17 protein-coding genes are annotated in these 14,357 nt (G+C 71.6%); 7 read left to right on the top strand and 10 right to left on the bottom strand.

The features are described 5' to 3' along the window. Positions 1-201 precede the first annotated feature (201 nt). A complete protein-coding gene (locus tag AC0699_RS08485; RefSeq protein WP_478657304.1) occupies positions 202-612 on the top strand; it encodes a VOC family protein in 411 nt (136 codons plus the stop codon). Between the two features lie 79 nt (positions 613-691). Here the strand turns inward: AC0699_RS08485 and AC0699_RS08480 are convergent, their stop codons facing one another. Both AC0699_RS08480 and AC0699_RS08475 read right to left on the bottom strand, forming a co-directional pair. Beyond that, positions 692-1,627 (bottom strand): oxidoreductase, encoded by a 936-nt coding sequence (locus AC0699_RS08480; RefSeq protein ID WP_478657302.1) that lies wholly within the window; start codon positions 1,625-1,627, stop codon positions 692-694. Between the two features lie 187 nt (positions 1,628-1,814). Then, positions 1,815-2,591 (bottom strand): AraC family transcriptional regulator, encoded by a 777-nt coding sequence (locus tag AC0699_RS08475; protein WP_478657934.1) that lies wholly within the window; start codon positions 2,589-2,591, stop codon positions 1,815-1,817. 155 nt (positions 2,592-2,746) lie between these two features. On the opposite strand from AC0699_RS08475, the gene AC0699_RS08470 reads away from it, so the two are divergent. Together AC0699_RS08470 and AC0699_RS08465 are read left to right on the top strand one after the other, a co-directional pair. Then, positions 2,747-3,235 (top strand): pyridoxamine 5'-phosphate oxidase family protein, encoded by a 489-nt coding sequence (locus AC0699_RS08470; protein ID WP_478657300.1) that lies wholly within the window; start codon positions 2,747-2,749, stop codon positions 3,233-3,235. A 2-nt stretch (positions 3,236-3,237) separates the two neighbouring features. Continuing rightward, positions 3,238-3,972, top strand: coding sequence for an alpha/beta fold hydrolase (locus AC0699_RS08465; RefSeq protein ID WP_478657297.1), 735 nt, complete (start codon positions 3,238-3,240; stop codon positions 3,970-3,972). Here the strand turns inward: AC0699_RS08465 and AC0699_RS08460 are convergent. Genes AC0699_RS08460 through AC0699_RS08445 form a run of 4 tightly spaced genes read right to left on the bottom strand, consistent with a single transcriptional unit; the run spans position 3,966 to position 8,883 of the window. Beyond that, positions 3,966-4,478 carry a DinB family protein gene (locus AC0699_RS08460; RefSeq protein ID WP_478657295.1) on the bottom strand — a complete coding sequence of 171 codons (513 nt, stop codon included), beginning with the start codon at positions 4,476-4,478 and terminating at the stop codon, positions 3,966-3,968. The two genes, AC0699_RS08465 and AC0699_RS08460, sit on opposite strands and share 7 nt — an antisense overlap. Positions 4,479-4,521: 43 nt before the next feature. Further along, on the bottom strand, positions 4,522-4,902 hold the full coding sequence (nirD, locus tag AC0699_RS08455; RefSeq protein WP_478657292.1) for a nitrite reductase small subunit NirD: 381 nt from the start codon (positions 4,900-4,902) through the stop codon (positions 4,522-4,524). After that, positions 4,899-7,427: a nitrite reductase large subunit NirB gene (gene nirB / locus AC0699_RS08450; RefSeq protein WP_478657290.1), complete on the bottom strand. Its 2,529-nt coding sequence runs from the start codon at positions 7,425-7,427 to the stop codon at positions 4,899-4,901. Before nirB ends, nirD begins: the two co-directional genes overlap by 4 nt. Before the next feature lies 1 nt (position 7,428). Continuing rightward, entirely contained in the window at positions 7,429-8,883 is a 1,455-nt protein-coding gene (locus AC0699_RS08445; protein ID WP_478657287.1) for an NAD(P)/FAD-dependent oxidoreductase, read from the bottom strand. Positions 8,884-9,321: 438 nt separating this feature from the next. On the opposite strand from AC0699_RS08445, the gene AC0699_RS08440 reads away from it, so the two are divergent. After that, positions 9,322-10,101 (top strand): sulfite exporter TauE/SafE family protein, encoded by a 780-nt coding sequence (locus AC0699_RS08440; protein ID WP_478657285.1) that lies wholly within the window; start codon positions 9,322-9,324, stop codon positions 10,099-10,101. On the opposite strand, the gene AC0699_RS08435 is transcribed toward AC0699_RS08440, so the two are convergent. From AC0699_RS08435 to soxR, 4 genes are all read right to left on the bottom strand, one after another. Next, positions 10,098-10,751, bottom strand: coding sequence for a class F sortase (locus tag AC0699_RS08435; RefSeq protein ID WP_478657283.1), 654 nt, complete (start codon positions 10,749-10,751; stop codon positions 10,098-10,100). The two genes, AC0699_RS08440 and AC0699_RS08435, sit on opposite strands and share 4 nt — an antisense overlap. 196 nt (positions 10,752-10,947) lie before the next feature. After that, positions 10,948-11,460 carry a hypothetical protein gene (locus tag AC0699_RS08430; RefSeq protein WP_478657280.1) on the bottom strand — a complete coding sequence of 171 codons (513 nt, stop codon included), beginning with the start codon at positions 11,458-11,460 and terminating at the stop codon, positions 10,948-10,950. A gap of 250 nt (positions 11,461-11,710) precedes the next feature. After that, complete coding sequence (locus tag AC0699_RS08425) at positions 11,711-12,514, bottom strand: aminotransferase class IV (protein WP_478657278.1); 804 nt, start codon at positions 12,512-12,514, stop codon at positions 11,711-11,713. A gap of 20 nt (positions 12,515-12,534) precedes the next feature. Beyond that, the gene (gene soxR / locus AC0699_RS08420; protein WP_478657276.1) at positions 12,535-12,990 is read right to left on the bottom strand and encodes a redox-sensitive transcriptional activator SoxR; all 456 of its coding nucleotides are present in this window, start codon (positions 12,988-12,990) and stop codon (positions 12,535-12,537) included. Between soxR and AC0699_RS08415 the strand changes: the two genes are divergently transcribed. From AC0699_RS08415 to AC0699_RS08405, 3 genes are all read left to right on the top strand, one after another. Continuing rightward, positions 12,932-13,468, top strand: a complete 537-nt coding sequence (locus AC0699_RS08415; RefSeq protein ID WP_478657932.1) for an NADPH-dependent FMN reductase — start codon at positions 12,932-12,934, stop codon at positions 13,466-13,468. The genes soxR and AC0699_RS08415 overlap by 59 nt on opposite strands. A gap of 134 nt (positions 13,469-13,602) precedes the next feature. Next, the gene (gene cutA / locus AC0699_RS08410) at positions 13,603-13,920 is read left to right on the top strand and encodes a divalent-cation tolerance protein CutA (protein ID WP_478657930.1); all 318 of its coding nucleotides are present in this window, start codon (positions 13,603-13,605) and stop codon (positions 13,918-13,920) included. Continuing rightward, positions 13,917-14,333: a gamma-glutamylcyclotransferase family protein gene (locus AC0699_RS08405; RefSeq protein ID WP_478657274.1), complete on the top strand. Its 417-nt coding sequence runs from the start codon at positions 13,917-13,919 to the stop codon at positions 14,331-14,333. The genes cutA and AC0699_RS08405 overlap by 4 nt, the downstream gene beginning before the upstream one ends. The last annotated feature ends 24 nt before the right edge of the window (positions 14,334-14,357 follow it).

Genomic DNA, 14,357 nt, shown 5'->3' with positions numbered 1-14,357 from the left:
GACCCGGAGCCCGGAGCCGGAGCCCCGAGCCCGGAACCGGAGCCGGGCGGCAGGCGGCTGGGCATCGGGGCCGAGCAGGCCGAGCAGGGCCGAGCAGGGCTGAAAATTTCTCTCCCGGCGGCGATGAGTTCCGCGCGGCCCGTGGGTCTACCCCCCGAAAGCCGACACCACAGCAACGCGACGACGAGAGCGAGAACAGCGATGTCCCAGATGATCTTCGTGAACCTGCCGGTGAAGGACCTCGAGAAGTCGAAGGCCTTCTGGAGCAAGCTCGGCTACTCCTTCAACCCCCAGTTCAGCGACGAGAACGCCGCCTGTCTCGTCTTCAGCGACACCATCTTCGCGATGCTCCTCACCGAGCCCCGCTTCAAGGACTTCACGAAGAAGGACATCGCCGACGCGGCCGCCACCACCGAGGCGATCATCGCGCTCAGCGCCGAGAGCCGGGAGAAGGTCGACGAGCTGGCCGACGCGGCCCTCGGGGCCGGCGGGTCGCCGGCGAACGAGCCCCAGGACCACGGCTTCATGTACGGCCGTTCCTTCCAGGACCCGGACCATCACATCTGGGAGGTCGTGTGGATGGACCCGAAGGCCGTTGTGGACCACTCCTGACCAGGACTGTTGTGGACCACTCCTGACCAGGACTGTTGTGGACCACTCCCGACCAGGACTGTTTGTGGGCCACTCCTGATCAGGACCTCAGGCTCTCGTACGACACGCCGGTGAGCTGCTCGGACGCCACCCAGAGCCGCTCACCGGTGACGTCGTCCAGCGTCCACTTGGCCCGCCAGGACTTCGTGGGCGTGCCCCGCAGTCCCTGGATCACCGGTCCGGTGAACGAGTCGGGCTGCACACCGGGCGCCGTCGCGGCGTACAGCGTCGGCAGCGCGCCCATCTCGGCGGGCTGGGCGATGATCCGGTTGGCGAGCTCGGCGAGCCGCTCGGCCGTCCGGCGGCCCTCCATCTTCGCGCCCGCGGTCTGGAGGTTGGTCGCCGCGTAGCCGGGGTGTGCGGCCGCCGCGACGACGTCCGAGCCTGCGGCCCGCAGTCTGCGTGCCAGCTCGTGGACGAACAGCAGGTTCGCCGTCTTGGAGCGGCCGTAGGACACCCAACGGCGGTAGCGGCGCTCGCTGTTGAGGTCGCCCATGTCGACATTGGCGATTGCGTGCATCCCGCTGGACACGCTCACCACGCGGGCGCCCGGCGTGTTGAGCAGTTTCGGGAGCAGCAGTCCGGTGAGGGCGAAGTGCCCCAGGTGATTGACCCCGAACTGGGTCTCGAAACCGTCGGCGGTCGTGCCGTAGGGGAGCGCCATCACGCCCGCGTTGTTGATGAGCAGATCCAGCGTCTCCGGCTCGTACGACTTCGCGAACTGCCGTACGGAGGCGAGGTCGGCCAGGTCCAGTGGCCGGAACTCCACGTCCGCGCCCTGAACCTGCCGCTTGATGAGCTCCTCGGCCTCCTTGCCGCGGGACTCGCTGCGGCACGCGAGAAGCACCCGCGCGCCGCGGCGGGCGAGCTCACGGGCCGTGACGAGTCCGATTCCGCTGTTGGCTCCGGTGACCACGGCGGTCCGCCCGCTCTGGTCGGGGATGTCGCGTGTGGTCCAGCCGGTTTTCGTCGGCATGGCGGGCTCCTCCGGTACGTGTCGGCAGGAAAGACCTGTGCTGCCAGCGTACCCCCGACCGTACGGGTGCGTATGGTCGAGGGTGCCCGCCTTTCCGCCCCGCCTTTCACCGCCCCGCCCTGCACCGTTCTGCCGTTGACCGTCCCTGCCCCTTGTCGCCCTGTTCCTCCCGTCCGGGACCTCCAGCTCACGCCGCAATGCCCGCGCGCTGATACGTGCCGGGCGTCAGCCCGTAGTACCGCACGAACCACCGGTGGAAGTGGGACTGGTCCGCGAACCCCGTCACGGCTGCCGCTTCCGCCGCCGTCACCCCGCCCGCCAGCAGCTCCCGCCCCCGGCGCAGCCGCAGCAGCCGCTGGTAGTCGCTCGGCGTCATCCCGTACTCGGCACGGAACGCCCGGTACAGCGCGAACCGGCTCAGCCCCGCCGCGTCCGCCAGCCACTGCGCGGGGATCTGCTCGGCGTATCTCTCCCGCAGCAGGTCGCGCGCCCGGCGGGCCGCCCGCGTGCGGGAGCCGCCCGGCGCGTCGGGCACCCGGACCGTCCCGGACGCGCCCCGGCGCACCATCGCCGTCACCGCGGCCGTCAGCCGCTCGTCCCGCACCAGCGGATCCGCCGCGCCGGCCAGCGCCGTGTGCAGCCGCAGCAGCGTGCCGCGCAGCACCGGATCGTGCAGCACGGGCGTCGTGAACAGCGGCATGGTGCCGCGCCCGCCGGTCGCGTCCGCGAGCACGTCCCGCACCAGCTCCGGGCCGATGTGCACCATCCGGTACTGGTAACCGAGCTCGGTCGCGGCCCGCCCGTCGTGCGGATCGTCGGGATTGAACGCCATCAGCAGTCCGGCGGCGCTGGTGTGCGCCCCGCCGCGGCAGCTGAACCGCTGGGCGCCGGCCTCGGTGAAGCCGAAGGAGTAGGTGTCATGGCTGTGCCGCGCGTACACATGAGTGGAGAAGTGCGCGTGCATGGCTTCCAGCGGGCGCTCCGGGTCCCTCCAGTAGCGGGCCCAGCCGTCATGCGGTCCGGTCGTCACCGGTCCAGTGTCTCCTCCGTCGTCCCTGGACCCGGCGAGGGCGAGGGCCCGGGCCTAGGATCTGTGGGAGCGGGGGCGAGGAGGCTGCCATGGCGAGCACCGGCCCGATGGAACTGCCGCAGGGTGACGTACGACTGCTCCACAGCGACATGGCCCGGCGCCTGCTCGCGTCCACCGAGCTGGCCCGCTTCGCCTACGTGGCGCGGGACGGGACGCCTCGCGTGATGCCGATGATGTTCCACTGGACGGGCGAGGAGCTCGTGTTCGCAACCTTCGTCGGCGCCCACAAGATCGCCTCCCTTCGGGATCGCCCCGCCGTCGCCGTCACCATCGACACGCCCGGGCCGCCGCCCGAGGTCCTGCTCCTGCGCGGGCCGGTGGAGGTCACCGAAGTGGACGGGATCGTGCCGGAGTACGCGTTGGCGCACCGCCGCTACTACGGCCCCGAGCAGGGCGCGCGCAATGTCGCCGAGGTCGAGGTCCCGGGCGTGCGCATGGCGCGCATCGCGCTGCGGCCCACCTGGGTGGGAGTCCTCGACTTCGTCCGGCGCCTCCCCGGCGCGGCCCCCGGGCGGTGACCATGACGACCTTCGTGCTGATCCCCGGTGCCGACGGCCGGGCCTGGTACTGGCACCGCGTCATTCCCGAGCTGCGGGCCCTGGGGCATGACGCCGTCGCCGTCGACCTCCCGGCCGAGGACTCGGCGGGGCTGGCCGAGCACGCCGACGCCGTCGTCGACGCGATCGGCGGGCGGAGCGGGATCGTGACCGGGTCCGCGAAAGGGTCCGTGGCCGGGTCCGCGACAGGGTCTGTGCCCGGGATCGTCCTGGTGGCCCAGTCGCTGGCCGGGTTCACCGCACCGCTGGTCTGCGAGCGGGTGCCGGTGGAGCGGATGGTGCTGGTCAACGCCATGGTGCCGGCGCCGGGCGAATCGGCGGGGGAGTGGTGGGACGCCACCGGCCACACCGAGGCCCGGGCCGAGTACCTGGCCCGCGCCGGCCGAGGCGCGGACGACGCCTTCGACCTGCGGACGGACTTCTTCCACGACGTCCCCCCGGAGATCACCGAGGAGGCCCTGGCGGCGGACGCCGCCGGCCCGCCGGCCGCGCTGTTCGCCCAGCCATGGCCGCTGAAGCAGTGGCCGGACGTCCCCACCCGCTTCCTCCAGGGCCGCGACGACCGGTTCTTCCCGGTCGGCTTCCAGCGCCGTGTCGTCCGCGAGCGCCTCGGCCTCGACATCGAGGAGATCCCCGGCGGCCATCTCGTCGCCCTCAGCAGGCCGGCCGGACTCGCCGACCGCCTCGTGGGTCAGTAGTAGCCCTTCTCGCCGTCGAGCAGCTCCCGGATCGTGTCCAGATGACCCGCGTGCCGGGCCGTCTCCTCGACCATGTGGATCAGCATCCAGCGCAGCGACGCGGCTGCGGACTTGAAGTCCGGGTGGCGGCCCACCTCATCCAGCGAGTGGGCGGCGATGATCTCGTTCGACACCGCGCACTGCCGCTCGTACTCCTCCAGCAGCTGCTCGAGCGGGACGCCGTCGACGATCATGTCGGCGTCCTCGACCTTGTCGTCGAACTGCGGCCCGTCGGCCGGCCGGCCGAGGAAGAGGACCTCGAACCAGACCTGCTCGGTCCAGCGCATGTGGGAGACGATGCCCGCCACGGTCATGAGCGGCGACGTCGGAAGCACGGACCGGTGCGCGTCCGCCCCGGACAGGCCCTCGCACTTGTAGTGGACGATCGCGCGCTGCATGTCGAGCCAGCCGACGAGCTGGGTCCGCTCGTCGGCCACGAACGGAGGACGTATGCGGGGAGGCGTCATGGGCCCGGACGGTACCGGAGGCCCGTGAGACGCCGCACGGCATTTACGCGTCGGCCCGTTCCCTGGCCGGGGCCGTGGCCGGCGTCAGGGCCGACGCCCGCGCGGACATCCGGACAGGGTAGGCACGCACCGACACCGCGTCGTCGTCCAGGCATTGACCCGTCTCCAGGTCGAACCGCTGCTTCAGCAGCGGCGAGGCGACGAACACCCGGCCCTCCGCGGACCCCAGCAGGCCGCGGGAGAGAACCTGGGCGCCCGTGAACGGGTCGCGGTTGTCGATCGCGTACGCCCGGCCCGCGCGGTCCAGGAAGACGGCGGCCTGGCGGCCGTCGGGGAGCAGTGCCGCCATGCCCCGGCCGGGAGTGAGCCCGGAGATCTCGCAGACGGGGAACCAGGTTCCCTCCAGCTGGAGTTGGAGTGTCATCGGGTCGAAGTCCCTTCCAGAGTCAGGATGGTGAGGTCCGGCTTGATCTGGTCGCGCTCGGGGATGAACCGCACCGACGGGTCCGGCGCGTCCGGCGCGTTCACGAACGACACGAAGCGGCGCAGCCGGTCCGGGTCGTCCAGCGTCTCGGCCCACTCGTCGCGGTAGCCCGCGACATGCTCCGTCATCAGCGCCTCCAGCTCGTCGCACAGCCCGAGCGAGTCGTGCACGACGACGTCCCGCAGGTGGTCCAGGCCGCCTTCCAGGCGCTCCAGCCAGGTGGAGGTGCGCTCCAGCCGGTCCGCGGTACGGATGTAGAACATCAGGAACCGGTCGATCAGCCGCACCAGTTCGGCGTCGGACAGGTCCTGGGCGAGCAGGTCCGCGTGGCGGGGTGTGGCGCCGCCGTTCCCGCCGACGTACAGATTCCACCCCGAGGCCGTGGCGATCACGCCGAAGTCCTTGGACTGGGCCTCCGCGCATTCGCGGGCGCAGCCCGAGACCGCCGACTTCAGCTTGTGCGGGGCCCGCAGCCCCCGGTAGCGCAGCTCAAGGTCGATGGCCATGCGGACGCTGTCCTGGACGCCGTAGCGGCACCAGGTCTGCCCCACACAGGACTTGACCGTCCGCAGCGCCTTTCCGTACGCGTGCCCCGACTCGAAGCCGGCGTCGACGAGGCGCGTCCAGATCGCCGGAAGCTGGTCCACCCGCGCGCCGAACAGGTCGATCCGCTGGCCGCCCGTGATCTTCGTGTAGAGGCCGAAGTCCCGGGCCACCTCGCCGATCACGATCAGCTTGTCGGGGGTGATCTCGCCGCCCGGGATGCGCGGCACGATCGAGTACGAGCCGTTGCGCTGCAGGTTCGCCAGGAAGTGGTCGTTGGTGTCCTGGAGCGCGGCTTGTTCGCCGTCGAGGATGTAACCGTTGCCCAGGCTCGCGAGGATCGACCCCACCGCGGGCTTGCAGATCTCGCAGCCGTCGCCGCCACGTGCCTCCTCACGGCCGTGGGAGTCGAGCACGGCCGCGTACGACGTCAGCCGCAGGGTGCGGACGATCTCGTACAGCTCGCTGCGGGTGTAGGAGAAGCAGCCGCACAGCCCCTTGTCCGTGGACTGCGGAAGCAGTTGGCCGATGACCTTGACGCAACTGCCGCAGCCGGTACCGGCCTTGGTGCACTTCTTGACCTCGGGGAGCGAGGTGTGCTCGCAGATCGCGCCCTTGGTGACGTTGTGGCAGGAGCAGATGACGGCGTCGTCGGGGAGGGCGGAAGGGCCGAGGGCGACGGGCGCGCCGGCGCCGGCGGGCAGCACCAGCTGCTCGGGCGAGACGGGCGGGACCGAGCCCGTGAGTGGCCGCAGCATGCCGTACGAGTCGGCGTCACCGACCAGGACGCCGCCGAGCAGCGCGCCCTCCGGGCTGACCACGAGCTTCTTGTACACGCCCGCACGCGAGTCGGAGTACACGACGTCCAGGCAGCCCTCGGCCGTGCCGTGCGCGTCGCCGAACGACGCCACGTCCACACCGAGCAGCTTCAGCTTCGTCGACATGTCGGCACCGGTGAAGGAGCTTTCGGCAGTCTCGTCGGCGAGGACGTCGGCGACGGTCGTCGCCATCTCGTAGCCGGGCGCGACCAGTCCGTACACGCGGCCGTCCGAGGCGAGGGCGCACTCGCCGATCGCGTACACGGAGGGGTCCGAGGTGCGGCACCGCTCGTCGACGACGATGCCGCCGCGCTCGCCGACGTCCAGGCCCATGTCGCGGGCGAGCTGGTCGCGCGGCCGTACACCGGCCGAGAAGACGACGAGATCGGTGCTGAGCTCCGAGCCGTCGGAGAGCTTCATCCCCGTGGCTGTTCCCTCGGAGGTGACGATCTCCTGGGTGCCGACGCCCGTGTGGACGGTCAGCCCCATGCCCTCGATGGTGCGCAGCAGCGCCGCGCCGCCGCCGTCATCGACCTGAACCGGCATCAGGCGCGGCGCGAACTCCACGATGTGGGTGTCCAGGCCGAGGCCCTTGAGCGCACCCGCCGCCTCCAGGCCGAGGAGCCCGCCGCCGACGACCACGCCGGTGCGGGAGGTCATCGCGTACTCCTCGATGGCGAGGAGATCCTCGATGGTGCGGTAGACGAAACAGCCCTCGGCGTCCTTGCCGGGCACGGGCGGCACGAACGGGTACGAGCCGGTCGCCAGGACGAGGGTGTCGTACGTGAACGTCCGTCCGGCACGCGAGGTGACCGTGCGCGCCTCGCGGTCGATCAGCTCGGCCGGGTCGTCGAGAAACAGCTCGATGCCGTGCCGCGCCATGAACCCCTCCTCGACGAGGGAGAGCTCGTCCGGGGTACGGCCGGAGAAGTACGAGGTCAGCTGGACCCGGTCGTACGCCGGCCGCGGCTCCTCGCAGAGGACGACGACCCGCGCCCGCCCGGTGACGCCCCGCTCCGCGAGGGCCTCCAGGAAGCGCTGGCCGACCATCCCGTGGCCGACGAGCACGATCGTGGGGGTGGACGAGGTGTCCGCTGTGGCCATCTCAGGAGCCTCCATCGTTGGTGAGCAGGTGGAGCAGTGGGGCGGGCGGCAGGGCTTCGTCGCCCTCCCAGGCCCGGGCGAGCGCGCCGACGGTGGCGAGATCCCCGAGGAGTACGCCCCCGACGAGCCGGTCACCGCGGACGACGACCTTCCGGTAGGCGCCGCGGGTGGCGTCCGCGAGCTGCACGACGTCGTCGCCGGGCTGCGGCGACGGCTCCCCGAACGCGGCGATGTCGAAGCTGCCGGCGCTGCCGAGGGTGAGCCGGGTGAGGGCGCGTGTGCCGGTGTAGCGGGGGCCCTGCGGCTCCCCGGGCCCCGGTCCGGGCTCGGCCCCGAGCCCCGGCAGCCGCTCGGGCGTGGGGGCCGTCGGGGTTTCGAAGGGGCCCGGTCCCGCCGGGTGGGCCGGTGTGTCCGTCGTCGGACTCCCCCGGAGCTTCTCCCCCGGAGCTTCGCCTGGGGGCACCCCCAGGGAGGTAACCCCGACGGGCTGCGAAGGAGCGCCGTCGGCGACGGAGGCTGCGGGGTCCGGGGCAGAGCCCGGGCCGGACAGCAGGTCCGAGGTCAGGATCGCCGCCAGGACGTCCGCCTGTTCCACGGCGGCCGTTGCGAGGCCGTAGACCGTGCCCGCGTGTTCGGCGCAGTCACCGATGGCGTGGATGTACGGGTCGGACGTACGCAGCTGGTCGTCGACCACGATTCCCTGACGGACGTCCAGGCCCGCGTCCGCGGCGAGTCCGGTGCGCGGACGGACCCCGCACGCGAGGACCACGCACTCCGCGTCGAGGACGAACCCGTCGGCGAGTTCGACGCCGGTGACCACCTCGTCATGGCGCAGACCCCGGGCGCGGCACTCGGTGTGGACCTCCACGCCCAGGTCCTCCAGGTGGCGCCGGACCAGCGCGCCCGCCGCCGGGTCGAGGTGGCGGTCCATCAGGGAGGGCCCCTGGTGGGCCAGGACGACGTCCGCGCCGCGTTCCGCCAGCGCCCGGGCCGCCGAGACGCCGAGCAGCCCGCCGCCGACGACCACGGCACGGATGCCGGGGCGGGCCACGGCCGCGAGGGCCAGACAGTCGTCGAGCGTGCGGAAGGGGTGGACGCCGTCCGGCAGCCGCCCGCCGATGCCGCGCAGCGGCGGCAGCACCGGGTTCGATCCGGTCGCCAGCACCAGCCGGTCGTATGCCACCGCCGAACCGTCCGCGCAGTGCACCGTCCGTGCCCCGCGGTCGATCCGCACCGCCCGGACCCCGCGCCGCACCGTGTCCGCGGCGTCCGGCACCGGCGGCAGGGCGATCACCTCGGGGCCGTACCGGCCGGCGAGCACCTCGGCGAGCAGCACCCTGTTGTAGGGGGCGTGCGGCTCTTCGCCGAGCAGCGTGACGTCGCACGCCGGGGCCAGCTGTCGCGCCAGCCGCGCGCCCGCCATCCCGGCGCCGATCACCACGATCCTCGAATCCATGTCCGTAGCCTGCGGCGCGGGTGTTACCCGATGGCATCCCGGTTGTTTCCCGCGCGGAACACTGCCCTCAGCGCCCGGTCGGCCGGTGTGTGAGGGATGCATCGGCCGGTGTATGAGGGACGCACACGTACCCGCGCCCACCGCGTCGCCCAGCCCATGGCTCAACCCGTGGTCAGGACTTGCCTCAAGGCCGCCTTAAGGATCTCCCGTACGTCGCTGACCAGACTCTTTCCCGACAGCCGTACCGTAGGGAGCCAGGCGCCGGCTCGCCGCCACGCTCGTCGGCGCGAGCGCGGTCACCGCGACCCTGCTCACCGCGGCCCCAGCCGGCCGCCCCGCCCGCCCCCGACCGGGTGCCCGTCGGCGGAACCTCAGACGTAGCTCAACTCTCCCGGGAATGATGGACGGCACACGTATCCGCTTCCTAGGGTCGCGGTCATGCCTGACATATCGCTGACCACCCTCGTGTTCCTGTGTCTCGCCGCTGCCGCGGCCGGCTGGATCGACGCGGTGGTGGGCGGCGGCGGGCTGCTGCTCCTGCCCGCGCTGCTGCTCGGTATGCCGCAGGTCCCGGCCGCGCACATCCTGGGCACCAACAAGGCGGTGGCCATCGTCGGCACCTCGGGCGCGGCGGTGACCTACGTCCGCAAGGCCCCGGTCCAGGTGAGGACGGCGGTACGGATCGGGCTCGCTGCTCTCGCCGGGTCCATGGGCGGGGCGTTCTTCGCGGCGGGCATCAGCAGCGATGTGCTCCGTCCGGTGATCATGGTGGTGCTGCTGGGTGTCGCGGCGTTCGTGATGCTGCGCCCGTCCTTCGGTACCGGCCAGGACCGGGGCCCGGCCACCCGGGCCCGGGTCGTCACCGCGATCGTCCTCGTCGGCGGCGGGATCGGCTTCTACGACGGGCTGTTCGGACCCGGCACCGGCACGTTCCTGGTGCTCGCGCTGACCGCGGTGCTCCATCTGGACCTGGTGACCGCCTCCGCCACCGCCAAGATCGTCAACGTCTGCACCAACGCCGGGGCGCTCGCGATGTTCGCCTACCAGGGCACCGTGCTGTGGCAGCTGGCCGCGCTGATGGCGGTGTTCAATCTGGCAGGCGGCATGTTCGGGGCGCGGATGGCGCTGAAGAAGGGGGCGGAGTTCGTCCGAGGGGTGCTGCTCGTGGTCGTCTTCTCGCTGGTCGCGAAGCTCGCTTTCGACCAGTGGTCCGCCTAGAGTGCCTGTGCTCCTGCCCCTGATACACCTCGGAGCGGCGCCTGCTCGCGTACGCCGATGAGATGCGCGTACGTCACCACATTGCCCTGGTAGCCGGTCTTGTCGTCGAAGCTGCCGCCACAGGTGATCACGCGCAGCTCGGCCCGGTCCGCGGCCCCGTAGACCTTGCGGTCCGGGAAGTCCTCGTTCTCGTACACCTCGACGGCGTCGACCGTGAACACAGCGGTGCGGCCGTCCTTGCGGAGGACCTCGATGCGGTGGCCCTTCCTCAGCGTGCCCAGGCTGTAGAAGACGGCGGGGCCCCGCGCGTTGTCGACATGGCCGACGACGATGGCGGTGCCTCTGCCGCCCGGGGGCGTGCCGTTCCCGTACCAGCCCGTCAGGTTGCTGTTCCCCGCGGGCGGGGCGTCGAGGCTGTTGTCCCGGGAGAGCCCGAGCCGCATCACCGGGGCGTCCACACCGATCCTCGGGATACGGAACCGGACCGGTTCGGAGGGCGGCAGCGGATCGGCGGCGGCGTCCGTGTGCTGTCCGGCCGCGAATGCCTCGGCGACGGAGGGGACGGGCGGGGTGATGTGCTTCGAGCCGTTCTGGACCAGCCATACGCCGATACAGACGGCGACGACTATCAGCCAGCCCTTGGTCTTCATGAGGTCCTCCGGGTGTGCTCCGGTGCTCCGGGCGCCCTCCGGGATCCGGGTCCGGGTTCCGGGACAGGGGAGATGGTCCGGGTTCCGGGAGTCGGTCCGGGATATGGCTCTCCGCCCCCGTCAGCCGGACGAAGCATGACGGGGGCGGAGACGGCGGTACGAGCGACGGTGGAGGCTGAGCGAATGCCGCTCCCCGTCAACTGCCCTGCGCGCCGCTCGCCCGGCGACGCAGGAGCCAGGTCCCGCCGACGGCGGCTGCGGCCAGGACGGCCGCTCCCGCCGCGATCTGGGTGGTGTCGGGGCCGACGCTGCCGCCGACGCCCGTCTTCACATGGCCGCTCGGTTGCTGCCCGTGGGACTGCACCACGAGATCCCCGGTGGCCTCCTTGCCGTCGTCGCACAGCACGGCAATGCCGTAGTTCCCCGGCTTGGCGTTCTTCGGCACGGTGAACTTTCCGGCCACGGTCTCCTTCCGTGCGGAGGGCGACAGCTTGAAGTCACCCGCGCCGAGCGACTGGGCGTCACCGGTGCCGTGGCCGCCCTTGCCACAGCCGGTGGTCCGCACCGTGACGGTCGCCCCGGGGGACACGACCGCGGGCGTGATCTCCAGCGGTTCGAAGTCTCCGGCGTACGAGGTCGGTGCGGCGAGCACGCCGAGGCAGACGGCCGCGAGAACGTGGCCGGTCAGCAGGCGGGCGGTGGTGCGCATGTCGTCCTCCGGAGCGATGGACCGCCAGGGGCCGCGCCGAAGGCGTGACCGCGGTTCGTTTCACTTCAGAGGTAAGAGGCAGTCGGCTGCCCACGCCTGCTGATGGGCGATCAGATTCGCTCGAACCACACGGTGTGTCGCCTTGCTCGTGGTGCATCACCGCAGGTCACGCGGGGTGTGCTCCGCCATTGGCCGCACAGCTTCGGCCGCCACGCCGAAAGGGTGAGGGATTCCTCCCCGGCCAGGGGTGTCAGATCTCGTCCCAGGGGACGCCCTCGTACGCTTCCCGCACCCGCTTCATCAGGCTCTCGTCCACCGCGAACTCCGTGGAGTCGATCCTGCGAACGGGCGCGAGGCCCTGTGAGTTCATGAGGAACGCCGCCGAGTAGGAGGCGAGATCCGCCAGCGTCACCTCGCGCCGCACCGACGGCAGCAGCGGCTCCAGCAGTGCCATCGTGACGCCGCGCAGCGCGGGTGCGTCCGGCCAGACGACCGATGTCCCGTCCCAGAAGGCGACATTGGTGATGTGGCCCTCCGAGATCACCCCGCCGGGCCCGGTCAGCAGCGCGGCGTCGAAGCCGGCGCGGACCGCGGCCATGCCGTAGTAGGTCTGGCCGACACCGCCCGCGTGCTTGATGTGGGCGAGCGGCCGCTGGTACGGCACCGACATCAGGCTCCGCGGCGCCTCGCCCATCTCCTGCGGCCCCCGTACGGTCACCACCAGGATCGGCTCGGCGTCCCCGCCCGCCGCCCCGCCCGCCCCGTACGTCGCGTACACATGGACCCGCACGGAGGCGTCCCGCGTGCCGGTCGCGGTGAGGGCCTGCCGTATGCGCGCACGCACCCGCTCCCCGTCCAGCGCCGTGCCGAACAGCTCGCGCGTCGAGCCGTCGAGCCGCTCCAGGTGCAGCGCGAGACCGCGTACCCGGCCGCCGCGCACCTGCATCGCCGTGAAGTGGCCGTAGCCACCCTGTAGTACGGGGAGCAGATCCGGATCCGCCTCGGCCACCGGTCTGCCGTCGATCTCGATGTACACCGTGGGGGCAGTCGTCATGGGCATACCGTATGCGTGGGTCAGTCCTCGATCAGGCGCCGTGGCCCCGGTCCGTGCGACGCCAGCTCGTCGCACGGGTTGGACAGCACGCACCGGTCCAGCGAGAGACAGCCGCAGCCGATGCAGTCCGAGAGATTGTCGCGCAGCCGCTGGAGCGTACGGATCCGCTTGTCCAGGTCGTCGCGCCAGCACTCCGAGATCCGTGCCCAGTCCTCCCTGGTCGGCGTGCGGTCCTCCGGCAGCAGGCTGAGCACCTCGCGGATCGTGGCGAGCGGGATGCCGAGCCGCTGGGAGGTGCGGATGAAGGCGACGCGCCGCAGCGTGTCCCGGCTGTAGCGCCGCTGATTGCCGGACGTACGGCGGCTCTTGATCAGCCCCTCGCGTTCGTAGAACCGCAGTGCGGACGGGGCGACACCGCTGCGTTCTGCCAGCTCACCGACGGTGGCTTCCTTGGCGTCCCAGGCGAGATGGGTCATGTGCCCAGAGTACCCGCTTGACCTCAACCATGGTTTAAGTAACAGGCTCGGCGGCATGGACCTCAACACGTCTGTGCAGACCATCGACTCCGTGCAGGTCTCGCCCCGGCTCTCCGCCGCCGACGCCTTCGTCGTCCTGACCCCCGAGTACAACCACTCCTTCCCCGCCGCCCTCAAGAACCTCATCGACTGGCACTACACCCAGTGGCAGGCCAAGCCCGTCGGTTTCGTCTCCTACGGCGGGATGTCCGGCGGGCTGCGCGCCGTGGAGCAGCTGCGTCAGGTCTTCGCCGAGATGCATGCCGTCACCGTCCGGGACACCGTCTCCTTCCACAACGCCGGCACCCACTTCGACGCCGACGGACAGCACAAGGACCCGGCCGCGCCCGACGCCGCCGTCAAGACGATGCCCGACCAGATCGCCTGGTGGGCCACCGCACTGTCGGACGCCAGGAGCCGGCGTCCCTACACGGGCTGACGCCGTTGTAAAACAGTCGTGCGGAGCCCGGGGGCGACCGGCGGGCAGCCGACTTCGGTCCCGTCCTTGGTTCCGGTCCTTGGTTCCGGCCCTTGGTTCCGCACGATTCGAGAGGAGTGTTCGTGACCGTCGCCATGACTGTCCTGACGACCACCGACAGCGCCGAGAAGGCCGAGGAGCTGGCGCGCGGCGCGGTGGAGGCGCGACTGGCCGCGTGCGCGCAGATCTCCGCGCCCGTCACTTCCGTCTACCGCTGGCAGAACGCCATCGAGACCAGCGAGGAGTGGCAGATCCTCTTCAAGACCACGGAGGCCCGCTACGAAGCGCTCGAGGCGCATGTGCGGGCCCACCACGACTACGACACCCCGGAGATCATCGCGACGCCGGTGGTGCGGGGCAGCGCCGCGTATCTGGCGTGGGTCGCGGCGGAGACGACGGCGACGGCGCCGTGACGAGCGGGCCACTGCCGTTCTTCGTCTACGGCACGCTCCGCGCGGGCGAACACAACCACGACCGCTTCCTGCGCGGCCGCACCGCCACCGAGGAGCCCGCGCGGCTGAGCGGCGCGGTGCTCTACGAGGGGCCGGGCTATCCGTACGCCGTCGAGGGCGACGGCACCGTCACCGGTGAACTCGTCACGGCGGCGCCGGGGCACTACGGCGAGCTGATAGCGGTACTCGACCATCTGGAGGAGTACTTCGGCCCCGGCGACCCTCGCAACCTGTACGTACGGGTCGCCCGGGACGTCCACACGGCCGCGGGCGCCGTCCCGGCGTGGGTGTACGTGGCGGCGGAGGCGGTGGCGGGCGAGCTGCGGGCGCACGGGACGGTGATCCCCGGGGGCGACTGGTCGGCGGCGGGCTGAGCTCTCCCCTCGAGTTCTCCCCGC

It is taken from the genome of Streptomyces sp. NPDC043870, assembly GCF_056435785.1.
Note: the sequence above shows the minus strand (reverse complement) of the source record. Positions and strands in the feature narration are given on the sequence as shown.

Bases quoted from the DNA above. Each gene is read 5' to 3' on its own strand.
- cutA (WP_478657930.1), top strand. From the start codon at position 13,603: ATGACTGTCCTGACGACCACCGACAGCGCCGAGAAGGCCGAGGAGCTG.
- nirD (WP_478657292.1), bottom strand. From the start codon at position 4,902: ATGACACTCCAACTCCAGCTGGAGGGAACCTGGTTCCCCGTCTGCGAG.
- AC0699_RS08485 (WP_478657304.1), top strand. From the start codon at position 202: ATGTCCCAGATGATCTTCGTGAACCTGCCGGTGAAGGACCTCGAGAAG.
- soxR (WP_478657276.1), bottom strand. From the start codon at position 12,990: ATGACCCATCTCGCCTGGGACGCCAAGGAAGCCACCGTCGGTGAGCTG.
- AC0699_RS08480 (WP_478657302.1), bottom strand. From the start codon at position 1,627: ATGCCGACGAAAACCGGCTGGACCACACGCGACATCCCCGACCAGAGC.
- AC0699_RS08475 (WP_478657934.1), bottom strand. From the start codon at position 2,591: ATGCACGCGCACTTCTCCACTCATGTGTACGCGCGGCACAGCCATGAC.
- AC0699_RS08440 (WP_478657285.1), top strand. From the start codon at position 9,322: ATGCCTGACATATCGCTGACCACCCTCGTGTTCCTGTGTCTCGCCGCT.
- AC0699_RS08470 (WP_478657300.1), top strand. From the start codon at position 2,747: ATGGCGAGCACCGGCCCGATGGAACTGCCGCAGGGTGACGTACGACTG.
- AC0699_RS08460 (WP_478657295.1), bottom strand. From the start codon at position 4,478: ATGACGCCTCCCCGCATACGTCCTCCGTTCGTGGCCGACGAGCGGACC.
- AC0699_RS08430 (WP_478657280.1), bottom strand. From the start codon at position 11,460: ATGCGCACCACCGCCCGCCTGCTGACCGGCCACGTTCTCGCGGCCGTC.
- AC0699_RS08465 (WP_478657297.1), top strand. From the start codon at position 3,238: ATGACGACCTTCGTGCTGATCCCCGGTGCCGACGGCCGGGCCTGGTAC.
- AC0699_RS08425 (WP_478657278.1), bottom strand. From the start codon at position 12,514: ATGACGACTGCCCCCACGGTGTACATCGAGATCGACGGCAGACCGGTG.
- AC0699_RS08435 (WP_478657283.1), bottom strand. From the start codon at position 10,751: ATGAAGACCAAGGGCTGGCTGATAGTCGTCGCCGTCTGTATCGGCGTA.
- AC0699_RS08445 (WP_478657287.1), bottom strand. From the start codon at position 8,883: ATGGATTCGAGGATCGTGGTGATCGGCGCCGGGATGGCGGGCGCGCGG.
- nirB (WP_478657290.1), bottom strand. From the start codon at position 7,427: ATGGCCACAGCGGACACCTCGTCCACCCCCACGATCGTGCTCGTCGGC.